Origin of the sequence: Streptomyces sp. NBC_00091 (genome assembly GCF_026343185.1) — a bacterium.
GTDB lineage: Bacteria > Actinomycetota > Actinomycetes > Streptomycetales > Streptomycetaceae > Streptomyces.
Genome location: NZ_JAPEMA010000001.1, coordinates 1,416,397 through 1,442,659 on the forward strand (window position 1 = coordinate 1,416,397; position 26,263 = coordinate 1,442,659).

General features: G+C 73.2%; 30 protein-coding genes. 8 read left to right on the plus strand and 22 right to left on the minus strand.

The window, feature by feature from the left end; all coding sequences use genetic code 11:
• Positions 1–15: 15 nt before the first annotated feature.
• From OOK34_RS06035 to sigE, 5 genes are all read right to left on the minus strand, one after another.
• Positions 16–768: a hypothetical protein gene (locus OOK34_RS06035; RefSeq protein WP_267032829.1), complete on the minus strand. Its 753-nt coding sequence runs from the start codon at positions 766–768 to the stop codon at positions 16–18.
• Positions 769–905: 137 nt separating this feature from the next.
• Positions 906–1,355 (minus strand): sec-independent translocase, encoded by a 450-nt coding sequence (locus OOK34_RS06040; protein WP_267032830.1) that lies wholly within the window; start codon positions 1,353–1,355, stop codon positions 906–908.
• A gap of 152 nt (positions 1,356–1,507) precedes the next feature.
• The gene (locus tag OOK34_RS06045; RefSeq protein ID WP_267032831.1) at positions 1,508–2,827 is read right to left on the minus strand and encodes a S1C family serine protease; all 1,320 of its coding nucleotides are present in this window, start codon (positions 2,825–2,827) and stop codon (positions 1,508–1,510) included.
• A gap of 87 nt (positions 2,828–2,914) precedes the next feature.
• The gene (locus OOK34_RS06050; RefSeq protein ID WP_267032832.1) at positions 2,915–3,577 is read right to left on the minus strand and encodes a zf-HC2 domain-containing protein; all 663 of its coding nucleotides are present in this window, start codon (positions 3,575–3,577) and stop codon (positions 2,915–2,917) included.
• Positions 3,574–4,353 (minus strand): RNA polymerase sigma factor SigE, encoded by a 780-nt coding sequence (gene sigE / locus OOK34_RS06055; protein WP_267032833.1) that lies wholly within the window; start codon positions 4,351–4,353, stop codon positions 3,574–3,576. Before sigE ends, OOK34_RS06050 begins: the two co-directional genes overlap by 4 nt.
• A gap of 167 nt (positions 4,354–4,520) precedes the next feature.
• Between sigE and OOK34_RS06060 the strand changes: the two genes are divergently transcribed.
• On the plus strand, positions 4,521–5,183 hold the full coding sequence (locus OOK34_RS06060) for an O-methyltransferase (protein ID WP_267032834.1): 663 nt from the start codon (positions 4,521–4,523) through the stop codon (positions 5,181–5,183).
• A gap of 292 nt (positions 5,184–5,475) precedes the next feature.
• Here the strand turns inward: OOK34_RS06060 and OOK34_RS06065 are convergent, their stop codons facing one another.
• A complete protein-coding gene (locus tag OOK34_RS06065) occupies positions 5,476–5,643 on the minus strand; it encodes a DUF3117 domain-containing protein (protein ID WP_003966491.1) in 168 nt (55 codons plus the stop codon).
• Positions 5,644–5,975: 332 nt separating this feature from the next.
• On the opposite strand from OOK34_RS06065, the gene OOK34_RS06070 reads away from it, so the two are divergent.
• The gene (locus tag OOK34_RS06070) at positions 5,976–6,779 is read left to right on the plus strand and encodes an enoyl-CoA hydratase/isomerase family protein (RefSeq protein ID WP_267032835.1); all 804 of its coding nucleotides are present in this window, start codon (positions 5,976–5,978) and stop codon (positions 6,777–6,779) included.
• Between the two features lie 4 nt (positions 6,780–6,783).
• On the opposite strand, the gene OOK34_RS06075 is transcribed toward OOK34_RS06070, so the two are convergent.
• Together OOK34_RS06075 and OOK34_RS06080 are read right to left on the minus strand one after the other, a co-directional pair.
• On the minus strand, positions 6,784–7,365 hold the full coding sequence (locus OOK34_RS06075) for a DNA-3-methyladenine glycosylase I (RefSeq protein ID WP_323183402.1): 582 nt from the start codon (positions 7,363–7,365) through the stop codon (positions 6,784–6,786).
• On the minus strand, positions 7,362–7,715 hold the full coding sequence (locus OOK34_RS06080; protein ID WP_267032836.1) for a DivIVA domain-containing protein: 354 nt from the start codon (positions 7,713–7,715) through the stop codon (positions 7,362–7,364). Before OOK34_RS06080 ends, OOK34_RS06075 begins: the two co-directional genes overlap by 4 nt.
• A gap of 76 nt (positions 7,716–7,791) precedes the next feature.
• Between OOK34_RS06080 and folP the strand changes: the two genes are divergently transcribed.
• Positions 7,792–8,652, plus strand: coding sequence for a dihydropteroate synthase (gene folP, locus OOK34_RS06085; RefSeq protein WP_267032837.1), 861 nt, complete (start codon positions 7,792–7,794; stop codon positions 8,650–8,652).
• A gap of 132 nt (positions 8,653–8,784) precedes the next feature.
• Here folP and OOK34_RS06090 read toward each other — a convergent pair whose 3' ends face one another.
• Positions 8,785–9,540 (minus strand): TIGR00730 family Rossman fold protein, encoded by a 756-nt coding sequence (locus tag OOK34_RS06090; RefSeq protein ID WP_267032838.1) that lies wholly within the window; start codon positions 9,538–9,540, stop codon positions 8,785–8,787.
• A gap of 64 nt (positions 9,541–9,604) precedes the next feature.
• On the minus strand, positions 9,605–10,684 hold the full coding sequence (gene dapE, locus OOK34_RS06095; protein WP_267032839.1) for a succinyl-diaminopimelate desuccinylase: 1,080 nt from the start codon (positions 10,682–10,684) through the stop codon (positions 9,605–9,607).
• 87 nt (positions 10,685–10,771) lie between these two features.
• Between dapE and OOK34_RS06100 the strand changes: the two genes are divergently transcribed.
• Both OOK34_RS06100 and OOK34_RS06105 read left to right on the plus strand, forming a co-directional pair.
• The gene (locus tag OOK34_RS06100; RefSeq protein ID WP_267032840.1) at positions 10,772–11,773 is read left to right on the plus strand and encodes a hypothetical protein; all 1,002 of its coding nucleotides are present in this window, start codon (positions 10,772–10,774) and stop codon (positions 11,771–11,773) included.
• Between the two features lie 227 nt (positions 11,774–12,000).
• Complete coding sequence (locus OOK34_RS06105) at positions 12,001–12,324, plus strand: ATP-binding protein (RefSeq protein ID WP_267032841.1); 324 nt, start codon at positions 12,001–12,003, stop codon at positions 12,322–12,324.
• A gap of 87 nt (positions 12,325–12,411) precedes the next feature.
• Here OOK34_RS06105 and OOK34_RS06110 read toward each other — a convergent pair whose 3' ends face one another.
• Both OOK34_RS06110 and fdxA read right to left on the minus strand, forming a co-directional pair.
• Entirely contained in the window at positions 12,412–13,506 is a 1,095-nt protein-coding gene (locus OOK34_RS06110) for a bifunctional succinyldiaminopimelate transaminase/glutamate-prephenate aminotransferase (protein WP_267032842.1), read from the minus strand.
• A 111-nt stretch (positions 13,507–13,617) separates the two neighbouring features.
• Complete coding sequence (fdxA, locus tag OOK34_RS06115) at positions 13,618–13,950, minus strand: ferredoxin (protein WP_267032843.1); 333 nt, start codon at positions 13,948–13,950, stop codon at positions 13,618–13,620.
• Between the two features lie 116 nt (positions 13,951–14,066).
• Between fdxA and OOK34_RS06120 the strand changes: the two genes are divergently transcribed.
• Together OOK34_RS06120 and OOK34_RS06125 are read left to right on the plus strand one after the other, a co-directional pair.
• Positions 14,067–15,050, plus strand: a complete 984-nt coding sequence (locus OOK34_RS06120) for a GNAT family N-acetyltransferase (protein WP_267032844.1) — start codon at positions 14,067–14,069, stop codon at positions 15,048–15,050.
• On the plus strand, positions 15,047–15,838 hold the full coding sequence (locus OOK34_RS06125) for a transglutaminase-like domain-containing protein (RefSeq protein WP_267032845.1): 792 nt from the start codon (positions 15,047–15,049) through the stop codon (positions 15,836–15,838). Before OOK34_RS06120 ends, OOK34_RS06125 begins: the two co-directional genes overlap by 4 nt.
• A gap of 148 nt (positions 15,839–15,986) precedes the next feature.
• On the opposite strand, the gene OOK34_RS06130 is transcribed toward OOK34_RS06125, so the two are convergent.
• From OOK34_RS06130 to OOK34_RS06165, 8 genes are all read right to left on the minus strand, one after another.
• Positions 15,987–16,610 (minus strand): response regulator transcription factor, encoded by a 624-nt coding sequence (locus OOK34_RS06130; RefSeq protein WP_267032846.1) that lies wholly within the window; start codon positions 16,608–16,610, stop codon positions 15,987–15,989.
• Positions 16,607–17,761 carry a sensor histidine kinase gene (locus OOK34_RS06135; protein ID WP_267036641.1) on the minus strand — a complete coding sequence of 385 codons (1,155 nt, stop codon included), beginning with the start codon at positions 17,759–17,761 and terminating at the stop codon, positions 16,607–16,609. The genes OOK34_RS06130 and OOK34_RS06135 overlap by 4 nt, the downstream gene beginning before the upstream one ends.
• Positions 17,762–17,771: 10 nt before the next feature.
• Positions 17,772–18,536 carry an ABC transporter permease gene (locus OOK34_RS06140; RefSeq protein ID WP_267032847.1) on the minus strand — a complete coding sequence of 255 codons (765 nt, stop codon included), beginning with the start codon at positions 18,534–18,536 and terminating at the stop codon, positions 17,772–17,774.
• Positions 18,533–19,495 (minus strand): ABC transporter ATP-binding protein, encoded by a 963-nt coding sequence (locus OOK34_RS06145; RefSeq protein ID WP_267032848.1) that lies wholly within the window; start codon positions 19,493–19,495, stop codon positions 18,533–18,535. The genes OOK34_RS06140 and OOK34_RS06145 overlap by 4 nt, the downstream gene beginning before the upstream one ends.
• 196 nt (positions 19,496–19,691) lie before the next feature.
• Positions 19,692–21,518 carry a hypothetical protein gene (locus tag OOK34_RS06150; RefSeq protein ID WP_323183403.1) on the minus strand — a complete coding sequence of 609 codons (1,827 nt, stop codon included), beginning with the start codon at positions 21,516–21,518 and terminating at the stop codon, positions 19,692–19,694.
• Positions 21,519–21,876: 358 nt separating this feature from the next.
• Entirely contained in the window at positions 21,877–22,260 is a 384-nt protein-coding gene (locus OOK34_RS06155; RefSeq protein WP_267032850.1) for a DUF6113 family protein, read from the minus strand.
• Positions 22,257–23,156, minus strand: a complete 900-nt coding sequence (gene mshB / locus OOK34_RS06160; RefSeq protein WP_267032851.1) for an N-acetyl-1-D-myo-inositol-2-amino-2-deoxy-alpha-D-glucopyranoside deacetylase — start codon at positions 23,154–23,156, stop codon at positions 22,257–22,259. Before mshB ends, OOK34_RS06155 begins: the two co-directional genes overlap by 4 nt.
• A 22-nt stretch (positions 23,157–23,178) precedes the next feature.
• The gene (locus tag OOK34_RS06165; RefSeq protein WP_045952243.1) at positions 23,179–23,373 is read right to left on the minus strand and encodes a hypothetical protein; all 195 of its coding nucleotides are present in this window, start codon (positions 23,371–23,373) and stop codon (positions 23,179–23,181) included.
• A gap of 399 nt (positions 23,374–23,772) precedes the next feature.
• Between OOK34_RS06165 and OOK34_RS06170 the strand changes: the two genes are divergently transcribed.
• Complete coding sequence (locus tag OOK34_RS06170; protein WP_267032852.1) at positions 23,773–24,210, plus strand: cupin domain-containing protein; 438 nt, start codon at positions 23,773–23,775, stop codon at positions 24,208–24,210.
• A 13-nt stretch (positions 24,211–24,223) separates the two neighbouring features.
• On the opposite strand, the gene OOK34_RS06175 is transcribed toward OOK34_RS06170, so the two are convergent.
• Positions 24,224–25,285: an ABC transporter ATP-binding protein gene (locus OOK34_RS06175; RefSeq protein WP_267032853.1), complete on the minus strand. Its 1,062-nt coding sequence runs from the start codon at positions 25,283–25,285 to the stop codon at positions 24,224–24,226.
• Complete coding sequence (locus OOK34_RS06180; RefSeq protein WP_267032854.1) at positions 25,278–26,252, minus strand: ABC transporter ATP-binding protein; 975 nt, start codon at positions 26,250–26,252, stop codon at positions 25,278–25,280. The genes OOK34_RS06175 and OOK34_RS06180 overlap by 8 nt, the downstream gene beginning before the upstream one ends.
• Between the last annotated feature and the right edge of the window lie 11 nt (positions 26,253–26,263).

The following is a 26,263-nucleotide window of genomic DNA, read 5'->3' on the forward strand; positions in this document are numbered from 1 at the left end:
TTTCCCGTACCCGGTCTACTCGTACGCCGCCAGGTCCCCGATGACCGAGAACCCGAGCCCGTACGCGCTCATGCCCCGCCCGTACGCACCCAGGTGCACCCCGCTCCCGGTGGATCCGGCGAGCACCCAGCCGAACTCCGACTCGCGGTAGTGGAACGGCGTCGGCTCCCCGTCCACCGGCAGCGACAGCGTCGACCAGTCCGGCCCCGCGAGGTCGTCGGCGAGTTCCCAGGCCGCCTCGGTCTGCTGGTCGAGCCAGTCGTCGCGCCGGGTGTGGTCCATCTGCGGCGGCCAGCTGTAGGCCAGCAGCCCGGAGCCGGCCAGCCAGGCGGCCGAGGAGACCGAGGTGGCCTCCAGGACGCCGGTGCCGTCGCCGCTGCGGCGCAGGGGGTTGCCGGCGATGGTGACCACCACCGCGAAGCGGTCCTTCTCGCCGGTGGCGATCTCGCCCCGGGCGGACGGTTCGTCGCCGTGGCCGGTGGAGCCGTGCTCCACGGTGCCGTCGGCGCCGGCGGCGACCTGCATGAGCCAGCGGGGGCCGGTGAAGGCCCCGTCCAGCCCGTACCAGGGGAACTCGGCCTTCAGGTAGCCCGCAGCCGCCCGGCGGGCCCCCGGGAACGGCGCGGCGGCCTCCAGGGCCTGGGCGGGGGCGGCCTGGTCGGGGGCGGCCTGGGCGGCCGGCGGCGGGGGTTCGGTATGCGCGGGTGGTGCGGTTTCGGGGGCTTCGGCAGGCTGCGCGCCTACGCGGCTACTGCTCGTCGTCTCCATGGGGCGGCCTCTCGTTCCGTGGGGTCCGGAACGGCCCTCCCCCTCGCTTCGCTGGGGGGACCCCCTCCCTCGGGCGTCCTGCGTCCGGACAGATGGAGGATAGCCATCCGACCCCGGATCGACGGGCAGGCTGCGGCTCAGGTGGCGTCGGCGTCGAAGGGGGTGCGCGGCTCCTGGGCCGGAGCGGCGGGCTTCTTCAGCAGGTCGGGGCCGGTGCTGGGGGCGGGCGTGGCGGCCGGCGCGGAGGAGGCGGCGGCCGGTCCGGTCTCCCGGCTGTTGACCGCGTCGGTGACCTCGTTCAGCTCCTTGCGGAGGTCGAAGCTGCTGCGCAGCTCCTGGAGGTCCTCGTTCTCGGTCAGCTGCTTGCGGATGAAGGTCTTCGGGTTCAGGTCCTCGAACTCGAAGTCCTTGAAGTCGGGGCCCAGTTCGGAGCGGATGTCCTGCTTGGCGCTGTCCGAGAAGGCACGGATCTTGCGGATGAAGCCCGAGACGTCCTGGATCACCTTCGGCAGCTTGTCCGGGCCGAAGATGAGGACGGCGAGCACCACGATCGTGACCAGCTCGAGTGCGCCTATGTCGTTGAACACCTTGCCGCTCCTCGGCTCTCTCCACGTCCGGCCGGGTCAACGGTACCCGGCCTTTCCCGCCGACCCCTACGCCGGTGCGCGGCCGCTGCGGGATTCACCCGGGCGTCATGCGGTATTCGTGTCGGAACCCCGCGCCTCAGGAACGCCGCTCCTCAGGAATCGCTGGCCGAACCGAGGACGACGTCCAGCGTGCGTTCCTTGCCGTCGCGCAGCACGGTCAGGCCGAGCCGGTCGCCCGGGCGGTGGGCCCTGATCTTGATGATCAGCTCGTCGCCTCCGTGTACGCGTACGCCGTCCACCTTCGTGATCACGTCGCCGGGCCTGATCCCGGCGCGGGCTCCGGGGCCGTCGGCCACCACGGAGGGCTTGCCGTCCTCGCCCTTGGCGTCGACCCGGGCTCCGTCGCCCTTGTACTGCATGTCCAGGGTGACGCCGATGACGGGGTGGGTGGCGCGGCCGGTGCGGATGAGTTCCTCGGCGACCCGCTTGCCCTGGTTGACGGGGATGGCGAAGCCGAGGCCGATGCTGCCGCTCTGGCGGGTGGGGTCGTCGCCGTCCTCGCCCTTGTCGGCGCCGCGGATCGCGCTGTTGATGCCGATCACGTGGGCGCGGGAGTCGAGGAGCGGGCCGCCGGAGTTGCCGGGGTTGATGGGGGCGTCGGTCTGGAGGGCGTCGACGTAGCTGATGTCGCTGCCGTCGCGCTTGTCGCCGCCGGCGGTGATGGGGCGGCCGGTGGCGCTGATGATGCCCGCGGTGACGGTGTTGGAGAGGTCGAAGGGGGCGCCGATGGCCACGACCGGGTCGCCGACGCGGACGTTCTCGGAGTTCCCCAGCGCCAGCGGGCGCAGGCCCCGGACGCCGCTCACCTTGACCACGGCCAGGTCGTAGCCGCCGTCGCGGCCGACCAGCTCGGCGGAGACGCTGTCGCCGGTGCTGAAGGTGACCGTTATGTCCTTGGCGTCGGCGACGACGTGGTTGTTCGTCAGGATGTGGCCCTGCTCGTCCAGCACGAAGCCGGTTCCGGTGCCGCTGCCGCCGCCTCCGCTGACGTGCAGGGTGACCACGCCGGGCAGTGCGGTGGCCGCGATGCCGGCCACGCTGTCCGGGGCCCGGCCCTTGTCGTCGGCGGCGGCCTGCGGGAGCTCCAGGCGGGTGCCGGTGCGCCGCTCGGCGAGGATGCCGAGGTAGCCGCCCACACCGCCCGCGAGGAGGGCGATGACGGCGCCGAAGACCACCAGCTGCCACAGCCCGGGGCCGCGGCGGGGCTTGCCGTGGTCCACGACCTGGAGCGGGCGCTCGCCCCAGGGGTCGTAGCGCGGGCCGGGCAGGGCGACGGGCTCCGCGACGGGGTCTGCCGCCTCCTCCGCCGCCGGGGTGGCGGGGGCGGTCCGGTCCTGCGGGTGCGGCTCCGCAGGGCCGGCGGGCCGGCTCCACCACGACGGAGCCGGACCGCTCTGCTGACTGTCGGACATGTGCGCTCCCCGCGGGCCTGGCGCACCGCGGGGCGGCGCGTGTGCCGCAGATTCAACCAGGTGCCCGGGCCCCTCGGGGGGCCCGGGTCAACGGGAGAGTGAAACCGGCTGCGCCGTCGCCGGGGCCGAGGAGGGGGCCGTCGGCAGCTGCCCGGCCGGGACCGGAGCGGGCACCCCGCCGGGGGTCGGGACCCGGTCGCGGACGAACGCGTCGGTCAGCGGGACCACGGGACCCGGACGGGTCGCGGGGGCCTCACCCCGGGCGTTCGGCTCGATCCCCTCCAGCGGCAGCGAGCCGCCGAGCGCGATCGCGGCCAGCGACACGGCTCCCGCCGCGACGAAGGCGAAGCGGCGTCTGGGACGGCCCACCTCGTGGATACGGAACCCCTCGCGCGGGGCGGCCGGGGCGGAGTACCCGAACGAGGAGAAGGGGTCGACGCCCGGGGCCGGGGGCGCGAGCGGCGCCCCCGGTCCGCCGCCCGGCCCGGAAGGCCCGGATGGCCCGTCGGGCCCCGTGCCCGGCAGCCCCTGCAGCCGGGCCAGCAGCCCGGCGGACAGCGGCGGCGGGGCGCTCTCCACGAACAGGGTCTTCAGCCGGCGCTGCGCATCGGCCTCGGCCTTGCACTTGGCGCAGGTCGCCAGGTGCGCCAGCACACGCTCGCGCGCGTCGTGCCCCAGCTCCCCGTCCACCAGGGCGGCGAGACGGTCGCCCAGGTGCTGTTCGGCGGGGGACGGACTGGCTCCGCTCACTCGGCTCCGCCCTCTCCCCCGGCGCCCGGCGCGCCCACCGCCACACCCGCCAGCGCGCGCTGTTCCGCGCGGGCCTCGGGAGAGCGGTGCTTGAGCGCCTTGCGCAGGTGCGAGCGGCCGCGGTGGATACGGCTGCGGACGGTGCCGAGCTTCACGCCGAGCGTGGCGGCGATCTCCTCGTAGGACAGGCCCTCGATGTCGCAGAGCACCACGGCGGCACGGAACTCGGGCGCCAGGGTGTCCAGCGCCTGCTGCACGTCGGCGTCGAAGTGGGTGTCGTGGAGCACCTGCTGCGGGGACGGCTCACGGCTCGGCAGCCGCTCGGCGGCGTCGTCCCCGAGGGCGTCGAAGCGGATCCGCTGCTTGCGGCGCACCATGTCCAGGAACAGGTTCGTGGTGATGCGGTGCAGCCAGCCCTCGAAGGTGCCGGGCGTGTAGGTGGACAACGACCGGAAGACGCGGACGAAGACCTCCTGCGTCAGGTCCTCGGCGTCGTGCTGGTTGCCCGTCAGACGGTAGGCAAGGCGGTAGACCCGCGCACTGTGCGTGCTGACGATCTCCTCCCACGTGGGAGGGGTCCACGCCTGGGAGCCCGCATCGGCGGCAAAGGTCGCGGTGGTCGCGGTGTGGGCGGTGTGGAAGCGGTCAGCAGTGTAGGTCACGGATTTCGGCTCACCCGCCGACCAGAAGAGACGTCTCAACACGCCTCCACGATCCACAAGCGCAGCCGCACCTCCCCTGTCGGCTCTGGTGGTGTCCAGTGGAGCCCCTACCATAGCCACCCCTCCCGTCAGCTCTGGATAAGCATTTTTGCAGTAACTTTGCACGGACCTCGGGGCCCGGACTGCCGATCTGCCCGCAGCCGTCCCCTCTATCCCGCCTCTCACCCTCCCAACGCCCGGTCCCATCTGCGGGTTCCCGACGTCAGCGGATACAGTCACCGTTGCGCCAACTATGGGGACAGGAGAGGGTCATTAGCGGCAACCGGCAGACGAGCTGGGCGTTCGCCGACGCGTTTGTCGCCGAGGACGACGCTCTGCGATGGGCCCGCGACCGGTCCAGGGAAGCGGGCCTGCGGTCCGTCTCCCCCGGCACCGGGGCCGCGCTGCGCCTGCTCGCCGCCACCGCGGACGCCAAGGCGGTCGCCGAGATCGGCACGGGGACGGGCGTCTCCGGCATCCACCTGCTGCACGGGATGCGGCCGGACGGCGTACTGACCACGGTGGATCCCGAACCCGACCGGCAGGCCTTCGCCCGCCAGGCCTTCCGCGCCGCCGGCTTCGCGGGCAACCGGGCCCGCTTCATCCCCGGCCGGGCCCTGGACGTCCTGCCGCGGCTCGCCGACGGCGGCTACGACCTCGTCTTCTGCGACGGGGACCCCGCCGAGTCCCTGGACTACCTCGCCGAATCGTTGCGCCTGCTGCGGCCCGGGGGGCTGGTGTGCTTCGAGGGGGTCTTCTCCGACGGCCGCACCGTCGACTCCGCCGCCCAGCCGGTGGAGGTCATCCGGGTCCGCGAGCTGCTGCGCACCGTCCGGGAGAGCCCGGCCCTGGAGGCCGCCCTCCTCCCGGTGGGCGACGGCCTCCTCTGCGCGGTCCGCCGCTAGCCCCCCGGCGGGCCGCCCGGTGCTGCCGCTGCGCGGAGCCGTCCCCGCCCCGCCCTTTCTCCGTATCCCGGGGCTCCGCCCCGGACCCCCAGCGCCTCAGGCTCCCCCAGCTGACCGACCCGGCCCCGCCCGGCGGGTCGGCGGACGGAGTCCGGCGCAGCGGCGCGAAGCCGGGGAGGCCCGCCAGGGCCGAGCCGCGCGAGCGGCGCGTCAAAAAAGGGTGCGGGCAAAACAACACCGCCCCGGCCGCGGAGAGCGGGCGGGGCGGTGCAGAGTCAGATGGTGCCGACGCTTAGCCGACGACCTTCTTCAGGGCGTCACCCAGGGCGTCCGCCTCGTCCGGAGTCAGCTCGACGACAAGCCGACCGCCGCCTTCGAGCGGTACGCGCATGACGATGCCTCGCCCCTCCTTGGTGACCTCGAGCGGGCCGTCGCCCGTCCGCGGCTTCATGGCCGCCATGCTCGTTCCCCTTCCTGAAACCAGCTCATCGTCAGCCGACGGCCCCGTTCAGGCGCCTAGTACCCGGCATCGAACACATTGCTTCCCAGCCATTATCCCGCATGTCAGGACCCGATGACCAACATCGGACGGGAACGCTTGCGCAACGCGCTCGGCCAAAACCACTCATTTCGGGGATCCGCCTGCGATACTTCGCCGCTCTCCCCTGGGGAAGGGCTCTGGTTTGTTTGACGCACATCACATGCCCGCCCCCCGTCCCGTCCGCCATGCTGGCCCTTGCACCGGCCGGTACCGGCCGGTAGCCAAGCCCGCGACGAAGGGGGACCCCCGCCATGGCCGACAGCGTGCTCTACGAAGTGACCGACGGACTCGCGACCATCACGATCAACCGGCCCGACGCGATGAACGCCATGAACACCGAGGCCAAGGTCGCCCTGCGCGACGCGGTCCGGGCGGCCGCCGCCGACACCGCGGTACGGGCGGTCCTGCTCACCGCGGCCGGCAACCGGGCCTTCTGCGTCGGCCAGGACCTCAAGGAGCACATCGGGAACCTGGCCGCGGACCGCGAGAGCGGCTCGAAGCTCACGATGAGCACGGTCTCGGAGCACTACAACCCGATCGTCCGGGCCCTGACGGAGATGCCCAAGCCGGTGGTGGCCGGGGTCAACGGCGTCGCGGCCGGAGCCGGCTTCGGCTTCGCGCTGGCGGCGGACTTCCGGGTCGTCGCCGACACGGCGTCCTTCAACACCTCCTTCGCCGGGGTCGCGCTGACCGCCGACTCCGGGGTGTCCTGGACCCTCCCCCGCCTGATCGGCGCCTCGCGGGCCTCCGACCTCCTCCTCTTCCCCCGCTCGGTGAAGGCCCAGGAGGCGTACGAGCTGGGCATCGTGAACCGCCTGGTCCCGTCGGACTCCCTGCACGCGGAGGCCGAGTCGGTGGCGCGTGCCCTCGCCTCGGGCCCCACGGTGGCCTACGCCGCCCTGAAGGAGTCCCTGGCGTACGGGGCGGCCCACTCGCTCTCCGACGCCCTGGAGCGCGAGGACGTCCTCCAGGCGCGCGCGGGTGCCTCCGAGGACCACTCCATCGCCGTCCAGGCCTTCCTCGCGAAGCAGCCCCCGAAGTACCTGGGGCGATGACGGCTCACGCCTCGCGGGAGACGCAGCCCGCGAGGTGGTCGTTGACCAGGCCGCACGCCTGCATCAGGGCGTAGGCGGTGGTGGGCCCGACGAAGCGGATGCCCGCCTTCTTCAGGGCCTTGGCCAGGGCCGTGGACTCCGCGGTGACCGCCGGCACGTCGCCGGTGGTCCTCGGGGCCCGGCCCTGCTTCCGGGGGGCGTGGGACCAGATCAGCCGGTCCAGCTCCCCGGCCTCCCAGCCGGCCAGCTCCTTCGCGTTGGCGAGGGTGGCCTCGATCTTGGCCCGGTTGCGGATGATCCCCTCGTCGGCCAGCAGCCGCTCCGCGTCCGCCGGGCCGAACTCCGCGACGGCGGCGATCTCGAAGTCCGCGAAGGCCTTACGGAACCCCTCGCGCCGGCGCAGGATCGTCAGCCAGGACAGCCCGGACTGGAAGGCCTCCAGGCACAGCCGCTCGTACAGCGCGTCGTCCCCGTGGACGGGCTTGCCCCACTCGGTGTCGTGGTAGACGACGTAGTCCTCCGTGGACAGCCCCCACGGGCAGCGCAGCCCGCCGTCCGGGCCCGCCACGAGCCCGGCGCCGCTCACCGCTCGTCCTTGGTGAGGTCGATCCGCTCCGCCGGCGCCGCGGCGCGGGCCGGGCCGTGCGCGGCGGCGGCCGTCAGCTCCGCGATCCGGGCGTCCCGCTCGGCCAGCTCGGCCGCGAGCCGGTCCAGGACCTCGTCCACTTCGGCCATCCGGTAGCCGCGCGGAGCGACCGGAAGCCGCAGGGCGTCGATGTCCGCCCGGACCACCGGCCGGCTCTCCGGCAGCGCGTCGGCCACCCGGTCCGGCTCGGCCTCGGGCAGTACGGCCTCCGCGCCTCCGCCGACCACCGCGAGGGTGACCGCGGCCACGACCACGACCAGCGCGATCAGCAAGAACCAGAACACGATCAACTCCCCTGAGAGACTCCGGCCACCAGGTTAAGGTCGCAGACGAGGCGCGAGGGTCGCCGAAGGAGGAAAGAGCAGGATGCTGCGACTGGGCAGGCGCGAGTTCGACACCCACGAGCCGGTGATCATGGCCATCGTGAACCGCACCCCGGACTCCTTCTACGACCAGGGCGCGACCTTCCGCGACGAGCCCGCGCTGGACCGGGTCGAGCAGGCGGTGACCGAGGGCGCGGCGATCATCGACATCGGCGGGGTCAAGGCGGGCCCCGGCGAGCACGTGGACGCGGCGGAGGAGGCCCGGCGCACGGTCGGCTTCGTGGCGGAGGTGCGGCGCCGCCACCCGGACGTGGTGATCAGCGTCGACACCTGGCGGCACGAGGTCGGCGAGGCCGTCTGCGAGGCCGGGGCGGACGTGCTGAACGACGCGTGGGGCGGGGTGGACCCGAAGCTGGCGGAGGTCGCCGCGCGCTACGGCGCGGGCATCGTCTGCACCCACGCGGGCGGGGTCGAGCCGCGCACCCGGCCGCACCGGACCTCGTACGAGGACGTGATGGAGGACATCCTGCGCGTCACGGTCGGGCTCGCGGAGCGGGCCGCGGCCCTCGGGGTGCCACGGGAGTCGATCATGATCGACCCGGGCCACGACTTCGGGAAGAACACCCGCCACTCACTCGAGGCCACCCGCCGCCTGGAGGAGATGACGCGGACGGGCTGGCCGGTGCTGGTCTCGCTGTCCAACAAGGACTTCGTCGGCGAGACCCTCGACAAGCCGGTCAAGGAGCGCCTGCTGGGCACCCTGGCGACCACCGCCGTCTCGGCCTGGCTCGGCGCCCAGGTCTACCGCGTCCACGAGGTCGCGGAGACGAAGCAGATTCTGGAGATGGTCCGCTCCATCCAGGGCCACCGCCCGCCGGCCGTCGCCCGCCGCGGACTGGCCTGACGGCCCCACCCGACGGCCGGAGGACGGCGCAGCCGTCCGAAGCCGGTAAGGCGCCCGAGCGCCGCACCGCGCGAGGACGGCGTCGAGGGTGGTGGGCCGCGCCGCCCGCCTAGGGCGGCGCGGCCCGCGGCCCTACTTCGCGACTTCCTTGGTCACCAGCGCGATGGCCTCGTCCACGTCGTCCGTGACGTGGAAGAGGTAGAGGTCCTTCTCCGAGGCCTTGCCCTGGGCGATGACCGTGTTGCGCAGCCAGTCGATCAGGCCGCCCCAGTACTCCGTGCCGAAGAGCACGATGGGGAACCGGGTGATCTTCTGCGTCTGCACCAGGGTCAGCGCCTCGAACATCTCGTCCAGCGTGCCGAGCCCGCCCGGCAGCACCACGAACCCCTGGCTGTACTTCACGAACATCGTCTTGCGGACGAAGAAGTACCGGAAGTTCAGCCCGAGATCGACGTGCTGGTTGAGCCCCTGCTCGAAGGGGAGCTCGATGCCCAGGCCGACGGAGATGCCGTTCGCCTCGCGGGCGCCCTTGTTGGCCGCCTCCATCGCGCCCGGGCCGCCGCCGGTGATGACGGCGAAGCCCGCCTCGACGAGCGCGCTGCCGATCCGTACGCCCGCCTCGTACTCCGGCGAGTCCACCGGAGTGCGGGCGGAGCCGAACACGCTGATCGCGGGCGGCAGCTCGGCGAGCGTGCCGAAGCCCTCGATGAACTCCGACTGGATGCGCAGGACCCGCCAGGGATCGGTGTGCACCCACTCGGAGGGCCCGGCCGAGTCCAGCAGCCGCTGGTCCGTCGTACTGCCCGCCTGCACCTGGCCCCGCCTGCGCAGCACCGGCCCGAGCTGCTGCTCCTCGGGCCGACGACGAGTACCTTCGGGGTTGCCCATGATGTGCTCCCTCCTGCTGATCGTTGGATCAGGTTAGGCGCACGAAGGTGACCGGAAGGGGAATTTACGAGGTCAGCCAGGCGCGGAGTCGTTCCTCGCAGTGCAGGATCGCCTTCGTCTCGACGCGCTCGTCGACCTTGTGGGCCAGCAGGGCGTCGCCCGGGCCGTAGTTGACCGCCGGGACGCCGAGCGCGCTGAAGCGGGAGACGTCCGTCCAGCCGAACTTGGGCATGGGCCGGCCGCCGACCGCCTCCATGAAGGCCGCCGCGGCCGGGTGGGACAGGCCCGGCAGGGCGCCGCCCGAGGAGTCGTCGATCACGAACTCGGCGATGTCGCAGTCCGCGAAGACCTCCCGTACGTGGGCCAGCGCGTCGGCCTCGCTGCGGTCGGGGGCGTAGCGGAAGTTCACGGTCACCGTGCAGGCGTCCGGGATGACGTTGTTGGCGACGCCGCCCTCGACGCGGACGGCGTTGAGGCCCTCGTGGTACTCCAGGCCGTCGATGACCGGCTTGCGGGGCTCGTACGCGGCCAGCTTCGCCAGGATCGGGCCCGCGGCGTGGATGGCGTTGGAGCCCATCCAGCTGCGCGCGGAGTGGGCGCGCTCGCCCTTCGTGCGCAGCAGCACGCGCAGGGTGCCCTGGCAGCCGCCCTCGACCTCGGCGTTGGAGGGCTCCAGCAGCACGGCGAAGTCGCCGGTCAGCCAGTCCGGGTGGGCCGCGGCGACCTTGCCGAGGCCGTTGAGGTCGGCGGCGACCTCTTCCTGGTCGTAGAAGACGAAGGTGAGGTCGCGGTTGGGCTCGGGGACGGTCGCCGCGATCCTCAGCTGTACGGCGACCCCGGACTTCATGTCCGTCGTGCCGCAGCCCCACAGGACGTCGTTCTCGTCCAGGCGGGACGGGACGTTGTCGGCGATCGGCACGGTGTCGAGGTGGCCGGCGAGTACGACGCGCTCGGCGCAGCCGAGGTGCGTACGGGCGACGACGTTGTTGCCGAGACGGTCGACGGTGAGGTGCGGGAGGGCGCGCAGCGCGTCTTCCACGAGGTCGGCGAGCACCTTCTCGTCGCCGCTCACGGAGGGGATGTCGACGAGCCGGGCGGTCAGCTCGGCAGCGTCCAGGGTGAGGTCCAGCTCGGATTCGGACATGGAACTGACCCTAACGCCCCGGGATGGGCGGGAACCTGGTCCGTCCGGCCGGTGGACGCGATATCGGCCTCAAGTACGGTGGGCCGCGTGTCCGAGACCGATCGCTTCCGCCCCCGCCGCCGCAGGCCGCTCCGCAAGGCCATGGGCCTGCTCGTCCTGCTCGCGGTGATCGGGTACTTCGTCGTGCAGCGCGAGTCCAGCAGCGGTGCCGCCTATTGCACGGCCTCGGCGACCGGGGCGGGTTCCGCGGGTGCGGGGACCGTCCAGACGTACGAGATGACCCCGGAGCAGGCCTCGAACGCGGCGACGATAGCCGCCGTCGGCATCTCCAAGGGGCTCCCGGACCGGGCGGTGACCATCGCGCTGGCGACCGCGATGCAGGAGTCGGCGCTGCGCAACCTCGACCACGGCGACCGGGATTCGCTGGGGCTCTTCCAGCAGCGGCCCTCGCAGGGCTGGGGCACCCCGGAGCAGATCACGGACCCGGTGTACTCGGCGGGGATCTTCTACGACCGGCTCGCGGAGATCAAGGGGTACACCCGGCTCCCGCTGACGGTGGCCGCGCAGAAGGTGCAGCTCAGCGGTTTCCCGCAGGCGTACGCGAAGCACGAGCCGGACGCGACGGTCCTGACGGCCGCCTTCGGCGAGAACGGCGTCCCGGCGTCGCTGGCCTGCTCCGGCCCGGCGCCCGCGGCGGGCGACCCGGAGAAGGTGCGGGCGGAGCTGACGCGGGCCTTCGGCAAGGAGGCGCGGGAGGCGCTGGTGCAGGGCGGCGGCCGGGCGGGTGCTCCGGCCGGCCGGTCGACGGCGGCCGGCCCGGCCCCGGAGGCCGAGGTCGCGCTGCGGCTGAAGGAGGGCGGCGGTGCGGCCGAGGCGCGGCGGGGCCGGGCGATGGCCCACTGGGCGGTGGCCCGGTCGAAGGAGCTGGGCATCGCCCGGGTGTCGTACGACGGCTCGTCCTGGGTGGCCGGCCGGGACGGGGGCCGGTGGCAGGGCGGGAAGGGCGGCGGCCGCAAGGGCGGCGCCGGGGACCCGCACGACGCGGCTCCGGGCGAGGTACGGATCTTCGTGTCCCGCACCCCGCGCTGAGCCCGGCCGGTCATGCGTACGGCCCGTCACCCGGGAGGGTTGTCCGGGCGTTCGAGCCGGATGTCCGATTCACGGACAGAACCCCAGGTGGGCGCGGGTCCGGTGCTCTTGTCACGGAAGCCGATTAAACGATGCGTTACTGATCCTTTACCCGGTGGGTCCGCAACTCCTCCCACCCCGGGAGCGGTTGTACACGGCGTACTCAGCCGCTACCGCTTAGGAGCATCATGACCCTCCCCCTGACCCGTCGGATCGCCCGTGCCGCGCTTCTCCTCGCAGCCGGTACCGCTCCCGTGGTCGGTGCGGCAGGCGCCGCCAGCGCGGCCGACGCCGTGGGCCTGGAGTCCCTGCCGAAGCTGAACACGCTCACCGCGCCCGACACCGGCGCGGCCACCGACGCCGCGAGCACCGCCACCCAGGCCCTCCCGGCCGCCGCCCCCGTCGCCGGCCCCGCCGGCGAGGTCGTCGGCGCCGCCGGCGGCGCCGGCCAGACGCTGGGCGGCCTGCCGGTCGCCGGCCAGTTGCCCCTGGGCAGCCTGCCGCTGGGCTGACCACCGCTTGGACGCGGGTACGCCCGAGGGGGCCGGGAGCACGAACTCCCGGCCCCCTCGGGCTGTTTGTTTCCGGCGGGACCGCGCTCAGCCGAGGCGCTTGACCGCGGCCGCGACCCGCTCGTCGGTGGCAGTGAAGGCGACGCGGACGAAGTTCGCGCCGGCCTCGCCGTAGAAGTCGCCCGGCGCGACCAGGATGCCGAGCTCGGCGAGGTGGGCGACGGTGTCCCAGCAGGGCTCGTCGCGGGTCGCCCACAGGTAGAGGCTGGCCTCGCTGTGCTCAATGCGGAAGCCGTGCCCCTCCAGGGCCGTGCGCAGCGCCTCGCGGCGGGCGGCGTAGCGGCCGCGCTGCTCCTCGACGTGGGCGTCGTCGCCGAGGGCCGCCACCGTGGCCGCCTGCACCGGGGCGGGGGTCATCATGCCGCCGTGCTTGCGGATCTCCAGCAGCTCGCCGAGCACGGCCGCGTCACCGGCGATGAACGCGGCCCGGTAGCCGGCCAGGTTGGAGCGCTTGGAGAGCGAGTGGACCGCCACGAGGCCCTCGTACGAACCTCCGCACACGTCGTCGTGCAGGACGGAGACGGGCTCGGCCTCCCAGCCCAGCTCCAGGTAGCACTCGTCGCTGAAGACGAGGATGCCGTGCTCCCGCGCCCAGGCCACGATCCGGATCAGCTCCGCCTTCGGGATGACCTTCCCGGTCGGGTTGGACGGGGAGTTCAGCCACAGCAGCTTCACGCCCGCGGGGTCCAGCTCGGTGGGGTCGTCGTAGACCACGGCCTCCGCGCCGCACAGCCGCGCGCCGACCTCGTACGTCGGGTAGGCGAGGCGGGGGTAGGCGACCTTGTCCCCGGCACCCAGGCCCAGCTGGGTCGGCAGCCAGGCCACCAGCTCCTTGGAGCCGACCACCGGCAGGACGTTGCGGTGTCCGACGGCGCTCGCGCCGAGCCGGCCCCGCAGCCAGCCGGTGATCGCGTCGCGCAGCGCGGGCGTCCCCCACACCGTCGGGTAGCCGGGAGAGTCGGCGGCGCCGATCAGGGCGCGCTGGATCAGTTCGGGCACCGGGTCCACGGGCGTACCGACCGACAGGTCGACGATGCCGTCAGCGTGGGCCGCCGCCGTGGCCTTGTACGGCTCCAGCTTGTCCCAGGGAAAGGCGGGAAGACGGTCGGAAACTGCGGCCACGGTGCTCTCTGCTCTCTGTGAGGTGCGGGGGCTGTGCTGTACGGAGAAACGGCTCGGTCCCGCCCGGCAGCAGTGCCGTACGGGACCGAGAGGCGCGTCTGCCGTGAACGGTCAGTGCTCGCCGGGGTTGATGTCGGCGGGCAGCGCGGCGATGAAGGGGTGGTCGCGCTCGATCAGGCCGAGCTTGGAGGCACCACCGGGCGAACCGAGCTCGTCGAAGAACTCGACGTTCGCCTTGTAGTAGTCCTTCCACTCCTCCGGGGTGTCATCCTCGTAGAAGATGGCCTCGACCGGACAGACCGGCTCACACGCGCCGCAGTCGACGCACTCGTCCGGGTGGATGTACAAGGACCGCTGGCCCTCGTAGATGCAGTCGACGGGGCACTCTTCGATGCATGCCTTGTCCTTGACGTCGACACAAGGCTCCGCGATGACGTAGGTCACGCTCTCGTTCCTCCTCGGTAGGGCTGTCCATTCGCGCGGGAGCGCGGCGTCGTCGATGCCCGCACCTAGTATCTCCGTTCCCGGGCACGATCCGAACAGGAGGGGCGGACAGAGCTGTGGAAATCACTGCCGGTGGGCTGCTGGAGATCCGTATTACCCCGGCTGACGTGGGTAAACGAGTCTCTGTACGACGGGTGGAGGACGGCGGGAGCGGCTCCCCCTCCTTCACGGACACGGTCGGGGTTCTCACATCCTGGAACGAGGGTGTGCTGACGATCACACGCAAGGACGGCGTGTCCGTCCGTATCGCGGAATCCTCGCTGGTCGCGGGCAAGACGGTGCCCCCCGCGCCGGCCCGCCGCAGGGGTCCCGCGGCCTCCTTCGAGGAGCTGGCGCGGGTCACCGCGCGGGCCTGGCAGCCCCTGGAGAGCGAGCCGCTGGGCGAGTGGACCCTGCGGGCCGCCGCCGGCTTCACCCGGCGGGCCAACTCGGTGCTCCCGCTCGGCGACCCCGGGATACCCCTCGGCGAAGCACTCGCGCGAGTGACCTCCTGGTACGCGGAACGCGGCCTTCCTGCGTATGTGCAGGCCGCGACGGGTGCCGCCGGGACGCAGGAGCTGCTCTGCGCCGAGCTGGAACGGCGCGGCTGGGTGAACGAGGTCTCGGCGGAGGTCCGCATCGGGGCGCTGGCCCCGGTCGGCGACCTCGACGCGGACGTCGCGGGCGTACGGCTGACCCGTACCCCGGACGAGGACTGGCTGGCCCGCTACGGCAAGGTCCGGGACCCGGACCTGGCGCGGCGGATGCTGGTGGAGGGCCCGTCGGTGTGGTTCGCCTCGCTGGGCGGCGGCCGGGCCGTCGGGCGGTGCGTGGTGGACGGGCGCTGGGCCGGCTTCGGCGCCGTGACGGTCGCTCCGGAGTACCGGCGGCAGGGGCTCGGGACCGTGGTGATGACGGCGCTCGCCCGGCGGGCGCTGGAGGAGGGCGCGTCGGCGGCGTGGCTCCAGGTGGAGACGGACAATCCCGGGGCGCGCGCCCTGTACGACGGGATGGGCTTCGCCACGCACCACGCCTACCACCACTTCCGGGCGGCGGCGTGAACCCCGGGACGCGGGAGCTGTTCGCGGCGGAGGCCCGCTCGGAGCGGCCCGACCTGGCGCGGCTGTGTCTGCTGCTGGCGGCGGAGGCGGACCCGGAGCTGGACGAACGGGCCATGGACTGGGCCGAGATCGAACTGGACCGGCTCGCGGGGCTGCTGCCGTACGGGCTGCGGGGCGCGCGGGCGTGGGCCTCGGCGGTGACCGAACTGCTGGGCGGCCGGATGGGCTTCCACGGCACCCCCGCGGACTACGACCGGCTCTCGTCCTCGCTGCTGCACGAGGTGCTGCGGCGCCGGCGCGGCCTGCCGATCCTGCTGTCGGTGGTGTGGCTGGAGGTGGCCCGGCGGGCGGGCGCGCCGGTGTACGGGCTGGGGCTGCCGGGGCACTTCGTGGTGGGCTTCGGGGACCCGGAGGAGGGGGTGGTGGTGGATCCCTTCGCCGGCGGCGCCTCGCTGGGCGCGGGCCCGGCCGAGCTGGCGGCCTCGCCCCGGACCCCGGCCCGGACCCTGGACATCGTGCTGCGGATCCTGAACAACATCCGGGTCTGGGCCTCCTCCCGGCCGGAGCACTCGGCGGTCGCGCTGTGGTCGCTGGACCTGGCGCTGCTGCTGCCGTCGCACCCGGCCGCGCTGCGGTACGAGCGGGCGCGGCTGCTGGTGGAGCGGGGCTCCTTCCAGGAGGGGGCCTCGGAGCTGGAGGCGTACGCGGAGGTCATGGACGCGGTGGACACGGAGGCCGCCGCCCGCATCCGCGGCGAGGCCCTCTCCGCTCGCGCGCTGCTGAACTGACCCGGCTGCGGGTGGTGGCCGCTGCGCGGGGCCGTCCCCTACCCGCCCTTCCACCGTTCCCCGGGCTCTGCCCGGACCCGCGCCTCAATCGCCGGCGAGGCTGGATTCTCCAGCCTCGCCGGCGATTGAGGCGAAGGGTGGGGTGGGGCTAGAGCCAGCCCTTTTCGCGGGCCACGCGCACGGCGTCGGCGCGGTTGCGGGCCGCCAGTTTCTGGATCGCCGTCGAGAGGTAGTTGCGGACCGTGCCCTGGGACAGGTGCAGGCGGGCCGCCAGCTCCGCGTTGGTCGCACCGAACTCCGCCGCGCGCAGGATCTCCCGCTCCCGTCCCGTCAGCGGGTTCGCCCCCTCCGCGAGGGCCGCCGCCGCGAGGGTGGGGTCGATGACGCGCTCCCCCGCCAGGACCTTGCGTACCGCGTCGGCGAGTTGAGCGGCCGGGGCGTCCTTGACCAGGAAGGCCGAGGCGCCCGCCTCCATCGCCCCGCGGAGGTAGCCGGGGCGCCCGAAGGTGGTCAGGACGACGATCTTGAGGGAGGGGACGGCGGAGCGGAGCTCCGCGGCCGCCTCGATGCCCGTCATGCCCGGCATCTCGATGTCCAGGAGCGCGACGTTCACGTCATGCGCCAGGGCCGCCGCCACGACCTCGTCGCCGCGGGCGACCTGGGCGAGGACCTCGATGTCGGGCTCCAGGCCGAGCAGCGCGGCGAGGGCCTCCCGGACCATGGACTGGTCCTCGGCCAGCAGGATGCGGATGGGGGCCGCGGCTTCGCTCATGACGGCGATCCTAGGGGGACCCTGGCCAGCAGGCGGAAGCCGGTCTTGCCCGCCGGGCCCGCCGACAGGGTGCCGCCGACCGCCTCCAGGCGTTCCGTCAGGCCGGTCAGGCCGTTGCCGGGGACCGCGGGGCCGCCCGTGCCGTCGTCGGACACCGCCAGTTCCACGACGGCGCCCGCGAGGGTCTGGCGGGTGGCCAGGGTGACCGTGCAGCGCCGGGCTCCGCTGTGCCGGACCACGTTGGTCACGGCCTCGCGCAGCGACCAGGCCAGGGCGGACTCCGTCTCCTCCGGGAGGGCCTCCTCGAAGTCGGCCGGCAGGTCCGCCGCCACACCCGCCGCCGCCAGCGCCGTGCGCGCGCCCGCCAGTTCGCCGGGCAGGGTGGGTCTGCGGTAGCCGCTCACGGCTTCCCGTACGTCGACCAGCGCCTGCCGGCTGACCCGCTCGATGTCCGCCACCTGCTGGGCGGCCCGCTCCGGGTGCTCGGGCAGCATCCGGCCCGCCAGCTCGCTCTTGAGCGTGATCAGCGACAGCGAGTGGCCCAGCAGGTCGTGCAGGTCGCGGGCCAGCCGCAGGCGTTCCTCGTTGGCCGCGAGCTGCGCCACCGTGGCCCGGGCCTGGCGGAGTTCTATCGTGGTCCGGATCATCGCCCGGACGCCGACCATCGCGAACCCGCCCATCAGGGCCGGGATCACCAGCCCGGCCAGGTACTCGGTGCCGCCCGGCACCGCGAAGGCCACCGCCGTCAGCAGCGCGGTCGCGCCCGGCACCGTCCAGCGGGAGATCTCCCCGGGCAGCGCGGCGCCGGAGGAGATGGACACGTACACGAAGAGCACCAGCCACTCGCGGCCCAGCGTCAGCGACAGCACCGTGGCCTGGGTGGCGAGCACCGCCAGGGAGACCAGGACCCGGCGTACCGGCATCAGCCTGACGGTGCGGAACACGAGCACCAGGTACCAGGAGGTGAAGGCCAGGAGGCCCAGGCCGCCGAGCAGCCGGACCCCCGTGCCGTGTCCGCCGCTGACCAGGTCGGTGACGGGAGCGCTGAGGTAGAAGAGCCAGATGCCGATCCACAGGCTCTTCACCACTTTGTGGGTGGTGGTCTCCGGTGCCTGGCCGATGCGGGCCAGGCCGTCGCCTTCCTGCGTCAGGGCCACGGTGTCACGCCTTCAGGGAGTCCTTGCGGTACAGCCAGGCGGCCGCACCGGTGAACAGTACGAAGTACACGGCGAGGATCGCCACGTCCTTGGCCTGCGGCGCGCCACCCAGCTCGATGGCCTGGCCGAGGCCCGCGTAGGCGCGGGTCGGCAGCCACTCGCAGATGTCGCGGAGCCACTGCGGGAAGTTCGCGGTGGGCATCCACAGGCCGCCGAGGATGGAGAGGCCGAAGTAGCAGAGCATCGTGATCGGGCGGACGCTGTCCCCGCTCGCCAGGTAGCCGATGGCCACGCCCAGCGCGGCGAAGACGAGGCTGCCGGCCCAGATCGCGCCGGTGAGGGCGAACCACTGCCAGGCGTCGAGGCGTACGCCCTTGGCCGCCGCGGCGACGGCGAAGACGACCAGGATGGAGGGCAGGGACAGGACGCCCGCGCTGGCGGTCTTGGCGAGGACGTAGCCGTGTCCGGGCAGGGCGGTCAGCCGCAGCTGGCGCACCCAGCCCTTCTCGCGCTCCTTGGCGATGCGCTCGCTGTTGCCCATCAGTACGGCGGTCAGGGCGCCGAAGGAGGCCATGGCGACCATGTAGAACGCGGGCATGGTCAGTTCGGTGCCCAGGACCTTCGTGGTGCCGTCCAGGGTGCCGCCGAGCATCAGGAAGAGGGCGGCCGGGTACATGACGGTGAAGAACAGGTACTTCTTGTTGCGCAGGGCGCGGGAGATCTCCAGCCTGACCAGCTGGACGGTTCCGGAGTTGACCGTGTTCGTCATCGGGTGGCCTCCTCGGCCTCGGTGAGGGCGATGAAGGCCTGTTCCAGGCCGAGGCCCGCGACCTCCAGGTTGCGGGGGTAGAGCCCGAGCGCGTACACGGCCCGCACGGTGGCGTCGGCGTCGCGCGACTGGAGCCGTACGGTGGAGCCGGTCAGCTCGAAGGCGGTCAGGGCGGGCAGCGCGCGCAGGATCTGCTCGTCCACCGGGCCGTCGAGGTCGAAGGCGACCTTCCGGGCGCCGGCCTTGGCCTTGATCTCGGCGGCGGTGCCGTCGGCGAGCAGCCGGCCCTTGTTGAGGACCAGGACCCGGTCGGCGATCGCGTCCGCCTCCTCCAGGTAGTGGGTGGCGAACAGGACCGTGCGGCCCTGGGCGGCCTGGTCGCGCATGGTGGCCCAGAAGGCCTGGCGGGAGGTGACGTCCATGCCGGTGGTCGGCTCGTCCAGGATGATCAGGTCGTTCTCGCCGGCGGTGGCGAGCGCGAAGCGCACGCGCTGCTCCTGGCCGCCGGAGAGCTTGTTGACGAGCCGGCCGGCGATCCCCTGGACCCCGGCCCGGCCGAGCACCTCCTCGACCGGACGGGGGCGCGGGTGCAGGGCGCAGCCGAGGGTGACGAGTTCACGTACGGTCACGTCCTCCATCAGGCCGCCGCTCTGGAGCATGGCGCCGACCCGGCCGGCCGCGATGGCCTCGCGGGGGGTGGTGCCGAAGAGGCGCACGGTGCCGGAGTCGGCGGGGCGCAGGCCGAGGAGCAGGTCGAGGGTGGAGGACTTGCCGGCGCCGTTGGGGCCGAGGAGTGCGACGGTCTCGCCCGGGTGGAGTTCGAGGGAGAGGCCGTCGACCGCCCGGACCGGGCCGTAGCTCTTGGTCACGTTCTGGAAGCTCACCACGGTGCCGGTCTCGGCACCGGGGCCGCCTGCGGGGCCCGGGGCGGCGGGGTGTGCCGCGGTCGTCGTCGTCATGGCTCAAGGCTGGCCCGTACGGGGGTGGGCGCGGCAGTGTCGCGGGTCGTGGACGCCGCATGACAGTTGTCATGCGGTGGAGGTGACGGCCCTGGTCGCGGGGCGTGCCGGAACGCCGCGAAGCCCCTGCCCGGGGTCCGGGAAGGGGCTTCGTGCGACTGGCTCGACCGGGTCGGGCCGGGCAGGTCCGGGCAGGTCAGTTCGCGTTGGTGTCGATGGTGCCGGTCCGCTCGGCGGGGGTCTTGCCGAGGAGGGCCTTGCCGAGGGCGCCCGCGACGTCCTGCGGGGTGACGGGGGTCTTGGCGCCGGTGCCCCGGGTGATCAGGACCCCGTCGAAGGTGTTGCCGTAGGTGGCCTTCAGGGCCTCCAGGTCGTACTTCTCGACGAGGCGCCCTTCCACGGCCGTCATGCTGAGGATCTTCGGCAGGGACTTGGCGCCGAAAGCGAGGGACTTGCCGCCCGCCGTGACCGTGGCGTTGCCGGACATCGCGGGCTGCGCGAACTCCTTCATGGCCCGGTCCAGTTCGGTCTGGGTGACCGTGGGCTCCTTGGTGGCGGTGGGCAGTTCGACGGTGGGGGCCTTGCCGTTGGCGACGAGTTCGCGGAAGGCCTTGGTGACCTTGTCCACGGAGCCGTCGACGTCGAGGGTGGTGCCGGCCTTGCCGGGGACCGCGACGGCCTTGCCGGTGTCGAACTTGATCGTGCCCTCGGAGGCCGAGCCGGCGGCGCCGCCCAGCTCCTGGAGGGACACCCGCAGCTTCTCCTCGTCGACCGGCATGACGGCGGAGGCCGCGCGCTCGACCCCGAAGAGGGAGCCGATGACGGTGACGGGGTTGTAGTCGCTGCCCGTGGCGTTGCGGACGGTGGTCTGGCTGTCGAGGGTCAGGCCGGCCTTCTCGGGCTTCAGCTCGACCGTCTTGCCGCCGACGCTGAGCTGGAGCGGGGCGGAGGCCCGCTTGCCGAAGGCCGTCTGGAGCTTGGTGACGGCGTCGTCGCGGCTGCCGCTGATGTCGACGCCGAGGACGGTGGTGCCCTTGGGGACGTCGGAGTGGTTCATCAGCAGCCCGGCGCCGTAGGCCACGCCGGCCAGGACGACGATGCCGCCGCCGAGCAGGACCAGCTTGGAGCGGCCCTTCTTGGCGGGCTTGCCGGGCTTGGCGCCCTTGCCGGACTTGCCGGCCTGTGCGGGCGCCGGCCGGGTCTGGCGCGGCGGCTGCGGGCCGGGCGGCGGGGCGGCCGGGCCGGGCCCGGGGACGGGCCCGGGGACGCGACCGGGGCCGGGGGCCGGGACGTCGAGGGCCTCGGGGCCGGGCCAGCGCGGGGCCTCTTCGGCGCCCACGGGTACGGTGCCCAGCGCGGGTCCGCCGGTCGGCCCGGCGGGCTCCGGGAAGGCGGGGAAGGGCTCCGTGACGGGGCCGCCGTCGTACCCGGCGTACCCCTGGGGCGCGCCGACTCCGGGTCCGCCGACGGCGGGGGCCGGCGCGAAGCCGGCGCCGCTGCCGTGCGCGGCGGGGGGCTGCGGGCGGCCGGGCGCGGCGGGGGGCTGCGGGCGGCCGGGGGCGGCCGGGGGCGCGAAGCCGGCACCGGCGCCGGTCGGCGCGGCGGAGCCGTAGCTCGCGCCGGGCGCGGCGGGCGCCGGGGGCGGCGGCGTGACGGCCGGCGGCGTGACGGCCGGCGGGGGCGCGGCCGCCTTGCGCGGGGCGAACCAGTTGCTGGCCGGCTCGTCGGCGGGGGCCTGGGCGGGCTCCGGCGCGGGTGCGGCCGGGGCCGGGGCGAGCGCGGGGGCCTGCCCGGCGGGCCGCACCGGCGGGGCGGTGCGCGCGGGGACGGAGGCCCGCAGGGTCTCGGCCGGCGCCGGCTCGGCGGCGGCCGGGGACGCGTTCTGGGCGGCGTCCTTCACGGGCTTGCGTACGACCACGGGCGGGATCGGCCGCGAACCCGGGATGTTGATCCGGATCCGGGTCGTCAGGGTGGTCTCGGTCTTCGGCCCGTCGGTGTCGGGCGTGGACGGGTTCGAGGTCACAGGGTTCTCCTCCGGGACGGTCGCTGCGCCAGGACCAGGTTGCACGGCCGTGGACGGATACTGGCCGGTTCCATACGGCGGCGTACCCGAGGGGTAGGCGGCTCCACCGTGCCCCCGGGGCCCGGGGGACGAACTGTCAGTTTCACGACTCAAGGCAGGTTCTCCCGGTTGGCTCCGCCACCCGTCGTACCGTGCGCGGGCAGCTCGGCGGCCCGTCCACCATACTGGCCGCCGCCCGGGCGCAACTGTCCCCCGGGAATCCGAGGTTCCTCTTGAGCTTCCGCGCGCCCCCTCCCGAGGGCCCGTCAAACCCCCGCAACCCGTCCCCGATCGGAGGGCGCGGGAGTTCAGCGGGCTGTCATCCGCGCGACTTCGAGGCCGAAACAGGCCCCTGCGCGGGCCCGCGCATCGTGGCACAGATCACAGCGGCCGCACTTCCCCCCAAAAGGTATGCGTACATACCCATTCCGGAGGAACCGAGCAGGAGGTCCCCTTCGGGGCGGGGGAAGCTGAGGAGGACGTAGGAGAGGAACCAGCCGCCCGCCGCGGCGCCCACCCCGAGCCCCGTGCCGATGGAGATCCGGCCGGCGAGGAACAGCCCCAGGAGCGCCAGCAGGGCGAGCAGCAGCCCGCCCGGGAACCACAGGTCCACCACGACCCAGCCGGCCGCGCCGGTCACCGCGCCGGCGACCAGCAGGCCCAGCAGGGCGGCGATCCGCCCCGGGGTCAGCGCCGTGGTCATGCCCCCACCCCCGCGAAGAGGTCCCGCTCGCGCTCGCCGGCCGGGGCTCCGGACACACCGGCGACCAACTCGTAGTACTCGCGGGTGAACAGGGGCTGGCCCAGGTCGTTGGAGAGGGCGAAGAAGGGCCCGTCCACGGCGATCTGGGTGGCGTGCGCCCGCATGGCGGCCGTCTTCGCCTCCACCAGGACCCGCTCGCCCTCCTCGTCGCCGATCTCGGCGGTGATCCGCTCGTCGGGGACCACGCCGGGCACGTCGTCCGGGGTCGCGATCCCCGGGAAGGCCGCGCCGGCGGCGCGCAGCCGCGCGAAGCCCTCCTCCGCGACCGAGAGCGGGACGCGGTTCCAGTAGACCTTCGCGATCGCGTGCGGGGCGCCGAGCTCCGGGCGGTACGCGGCCTCGGCGGCCAGCTCCGCGCCGCGCATGGCGACCCGGTGGGCCTGGATGTGGTCCGGGTGGCCGTAGCCGCCGTCGGGGTCGTAGGTGACGAGGACCTGCGGGCGCAGCTCCCGGATCACCTCCACGAGGTGTCCGGCGGCCTCGTCCAGGTCGGCGGACCAGAAGGCTCCGGGGCGGCTGTTCTGCGGGGCGCCCATCATCCCGGAGTCCCGGAAGCGGCCGGGCCCGCCGAGGAAGCGGTGGTCGGCGACCCCGAGTTCCTTCATGGCGGCGGCCAGCTCGCCGACCCGGAAGGGCCCGAGGGTGTCATCGCGGTCCGGCGCCAGGTGGGCCAGCTCCGGGGGGATGACCTCGCCCTCCTCGCCGAGGGTGCAGGTCACCAGCGCGACGTGGGCACCCTCGGCCGCGTACTTGGCCATGGTGACGCCGTTGTTGATCGACTCGTCGTCGGGGTGCGCGTGCACGAGGAGCAGACGACGGGCGGGAAGACCGTTCATGGACCCAGCCTACGAGTACCGCCTACAGCTTGAGGCCACTGATCATGCTCGCCACGTTGGAGGTGAGCTGGCTGAGGGTGGGAGCGACCGTGGAACTCGCCAGGTAGAACCCGAGCAGTACGCAGACGAACGCGTGCCCCGCCTTCAGACCCGACCTCCGGACCAGAAGGAAGACGACGATCGCCAGCAGCACCACGGCCGAGATCGAGAGTGCCACGGCGTTTCACCTCCACGTCGAGCGGACATCGGTATGCGTACTCATGCTCGGCGAATTCATACCCACCGTGCGCTACGGATCATAACTATCCGTACCAGCGCATCGATCGAATTCCGGCAGCACGAGGGGCGCATGCCGCGCACGGCCGGGGGCGCACGAAGACCGGCCGGGAGGGCTACGCGCCCTCCCGGCCGGCTGTCGGCACCCGCACGGTCCAACGGCACCCAGACTGCCCGACCCAGATCTCGGGACAGAAACGGTCAAGTTGCCCCCGCGTTAAGCGTGTTGGGGCCGAGGCGGTACGCCCTGGCCCCACCGCACGGGGTGGCTGGAAATGATCGGTCACAGGGGCGTCCGAAAACCGTTCGGACACCGAGGGGGCCTGCTCTACTGCCGTCCATGAGCGATCTTCAGCAACAGGAGTGCGTGGCCGTGCGGACCGGAGGCTACGAGGGGGTCCAGGGCGGCTCCTTCGGGGCGGGGATCAGCGCCCAGTCGGCCGGGGCGCGGGGGCTGTGCCTGCACCGGCTGGTGATGCCGGCGGGCACCCGGGGCCGGCCCCACCTGCACGCGGGGCACGAGTCGGCCATCTTCGTCCAGTCCGGGGAGGTCGAGGTCTGGCACGGCGAGGGCCTCGCCGAGCACCTCGTCCTGCGGGCCGGCGACTACCTCTACATCCCGGCGGACACCCCGCACATGCCGGTGAACACGGGCACGCAGGACATGGTGTGCCTGGTGGCCCGGACCGACCCCGACGAGCAGGAGGGGGTCCGGCTGCTGTCCCTGCCGCAGTGGCTGGAGAGCGAGGTCGGCGCGCTCGCGGTCGGGGCCGGCTGAGGCGGGCTACGGGCTACTCCTTCGTCAGCGAGGCGGGCGGGGGCGGGAGTTCGCCCGGGGCCGGGACCACCTGCTTCTCCGCGGCGAAGTGGCAGGCCGAGGGGTGGGCCGCCGGGCCCGAGGGGAACACCTTCGGCACGGCCAGCAGCGGGACCTCCGCCGCACAGCGGGATTCGGCCTTCCAGCAGCGGGTCCGGAAGGGGCAGCCGGAGGGCGGGTTGGCCGGGGAGGGTACGTCGCCGGTGAGGATGATCCGCTCCCGGTGGGCGCGGGCCCCGGGGTCGGGTACGGGCACGGCGGAGAGCAGGGCCTGGGTGTAGGGGTGGGTGGGGTGGTCGTAGATCTGGGTGTCGGTGCCGATCTCGACGATCCGGCCCAGGTACATGACCCCGACCCGGTCGGAGATGTGCCGCACGATCGAGAGGTCGTGCGCGATGAACACGTAGGAGAGGCCGAACTCGCCCTGGAGCCGCTCCAGGAGGTTGACCACCTGCGCCTGGACGGAGACGTCGAGGGCCGAGACGGGCTCGTCCGCGACGATGACCTCCGGCCGGAGGGCCAGACCCCGGGCGATGCCGATGCGCTGGCGCTGGCCGCCGGAGAACTGGTGCGGGTAGCGGTTGATGTACTCGGGGTTGAGGCCGACCACGTCGAGCAGGTCCTGGACCTTGCGGCGCCGGTCGCCCTTGGGAGCCACCTCGGGGTGGATCTCGTACGGCTCGCCGATGATGTCGCCGACCGTCATGCGCGGGTTCAGCGAGGTGTACGGGTCCTGGAAGACCATCTGGATGTTGCGGCGCACCGCCTTCAGGGCGCGGCCCGACAGCTTGGTGATGTCCTCGCCCTTGTACGAGATCACGCCGGCGGTCGGGCGTTCCAGGTGGACCAGCATCCTGGCGACGGTGGACTTCCCGCAGCCGGACTCGCCGACGATGCCGAGGGTCTCCCCCGGGGCGAGGCCGAAGGAGACCCCGTCGACGGCCTTGACCGCGCCGACCTGCTTCTTGAAGAGGACCCCCTGGGTCAGCGGGTAGTGCTTGACGAGGTCGCGGACCTCCAGGATGGGCTCAGGCACCGAGGCAGTCCTTCCAGAAGAAGCAGGCGCTGGACCGGTCCGGGGCGACCTCCGCCAGCGGCGGGACCTCGGCCCGGCAGACGGCCTGGGCCATCGGGCAGCGCGGGTTGAAGGCGCAGCCGGGCGGGATGGCCAGCAGGTTCGGCGGGAGGCCCTTGATGGCGTACAGCTCCTGGCCCTTCTGGTCCAGGCGCGGGATGGAGTCGAGCAGGCCGCGGGTGTACGGGTGGGCGGGCGCCCGGTAGATCTGGTGGACGGGGGCCGCCTCGACGATCCGGCCCGCGTACATGACGGCGATCTTGTCGGCGACGTCGGCGACCACGCCGAGGTCGTGGGTGATCAGGATGAGGCCCATGTTGAGCTCCCGCTGGAGCTCGGCGAGCAGGTCCATGACCTGGGCCTGGACGGTGACGTCGAGGGCGGTGGTCGGCTCGTCGGCGATGATCAGCGAGGGTTCCAGGGCCAGCGCCATCGCGATCATGATGCGCTGGCGCATGCCGCCGGAGAACTGGTGCGGGTAGTCCCCCACCCGCTCGCGGGCCGCCGGGATCCTCACCCGGTCCATCAGCTCGACGGCCTTGGCCCGGGCGTCCTTGCGGGACATCCCGCGGTGGACCTCGAACATCTCGCCGAGCTGCGCGCCGACGCTGAGCACGGGGTTGAGGGCGGAGAGGGCGTCCTGGAAGATCATCGCCATGTCGGCGCCGCGGATCCTCCTGCGTTCCTCCTCCTTCATCTTCAGCAGGTCCTTGCCCTTGAAGAGGATCTCGCCGCCCGCGATCCGGCCCGGCGGCATGTCGAGGATCCCCATCACGGCCTGCGCCGTCACCGACTTGCCGGAGCCGGACTCGCCGAGCACGGCGAGGGTCTCGCCCTCGTCGACCGAGTAGTTCACCCCGTTGACGGCCTTGGCGACCCCGTCGCGGGTGGTGAACTCCACCTGGAGGTCGCGCACTTCGAGCAGCATCTGGCGACTCA

Coding starts and splice junctions, on each gene's coding strand:
- OOK34_RS06180 (WP_267032854.1), bottom strand. CDS start 26,252: ATGCTGCTCGAAGTGCGCGACCTCCAGGTGGAGTTCACCACCCGCGAC.
- OOK34_RS06155 (WP_267032850.1), bottom strand. CDS start 22,260: ATGACCACGGCGCTGACCCCGGGGCGGATCGCCGCCCTGCTGGGCCTG.
- OOK34_RS06170 (WP_267032852.1), top strand. CDS start 23,773: ATGAGCGATCTTCAGCAACAGGAGTGCGTGGCCGTGCGGACCGGAGGC.
- OOK34_RS06065 (WP_003966491.1), bottom strand. CDS start 5,643: ATGGCGGCCATGAAGCCGCGGACGGGCGACGGCCCGCTCGAGGTCACC.
- dapE (WP_267032839.1), bottom strand. CDS start 10,684: ATGTCCGAATCCGAGCTGGACCTCACCCTGGACGCTGCCGAGCTGACC.
- OOK34_RS06090 (WP_267032838.1), bottom strand. CDS start 9,540: ATGGGCAACCCCGAAGGTACTCGTCGTCGGCCCGAGGAGCAGCAGCTC.
- OOK34_RS06140 (WP_267032847.1), bottom strand. CDS start 18,536: ATGACGAACACGGTCAACTCCGGAACCGTCCAGCTGGTCAGGCTGGAG.
- sigE (WP_267032833.1), bottom strand. CDS start 4,353: ATGGTAGGGGCTCCACTGGACACCACCAGAGCCGACAGGGGAGGTGCG.
- folP (WP_267032837.1), top strand. CDS start 7,792: ATGCTGCGACTGGGCAGGCGCGAGTTCGACACCCACGAGCCGGTGATC.
- OOK34_RS06130 (WP_267032846.1), bottom strand. CDS start 16,610: ATGAGCGAAGCCGCGGCCCCCATCCGCATCCTGCTGGCCGAGGACCAG.
- mshB (WP_267032851.1), bottom strand. CDS start 23,156: ATGAACGGTCTTCCCGCCCGTCGTCTGCTCCTCGTGCACGCGCACCCC.
- OOK34_RS06105 (WP_267032841.1), top strand. CDS start 12,001: ATGACCCTCCCCCTGACCCGTCGGATCGCCCGTGCCGCGCTTCTCCTC.
- OOK34_RS06145 (WP_267032848.1), bottom strand. CDS start 19,495: ATGACGACGACGACCGCGGCACACCCCGCCGCCCCGGGCCCCGCAGGC.
- OOK34_RS06070 (WP_267032835.1), top strand. CDS start 5,976: ATGGCCGACAGCGTGCTCTACGAAGTGACCGACGGACTCGCGACCATC.
- OOK34_RS06035 (WP_267032829.1), bottom strand. CDS start 768: ATGGAGACGACGAGCAGTAGCCGCGTAGGCGCGCAGCCTGCCGAAGCC.
- OOK34_RS06045 (WP_267032831.1), bottom strand. CDS start 2,827: ATGTCCGACAGTCAGCAGAGCGGTCCGGCTCCGTCGTGGTGGAGCCGG.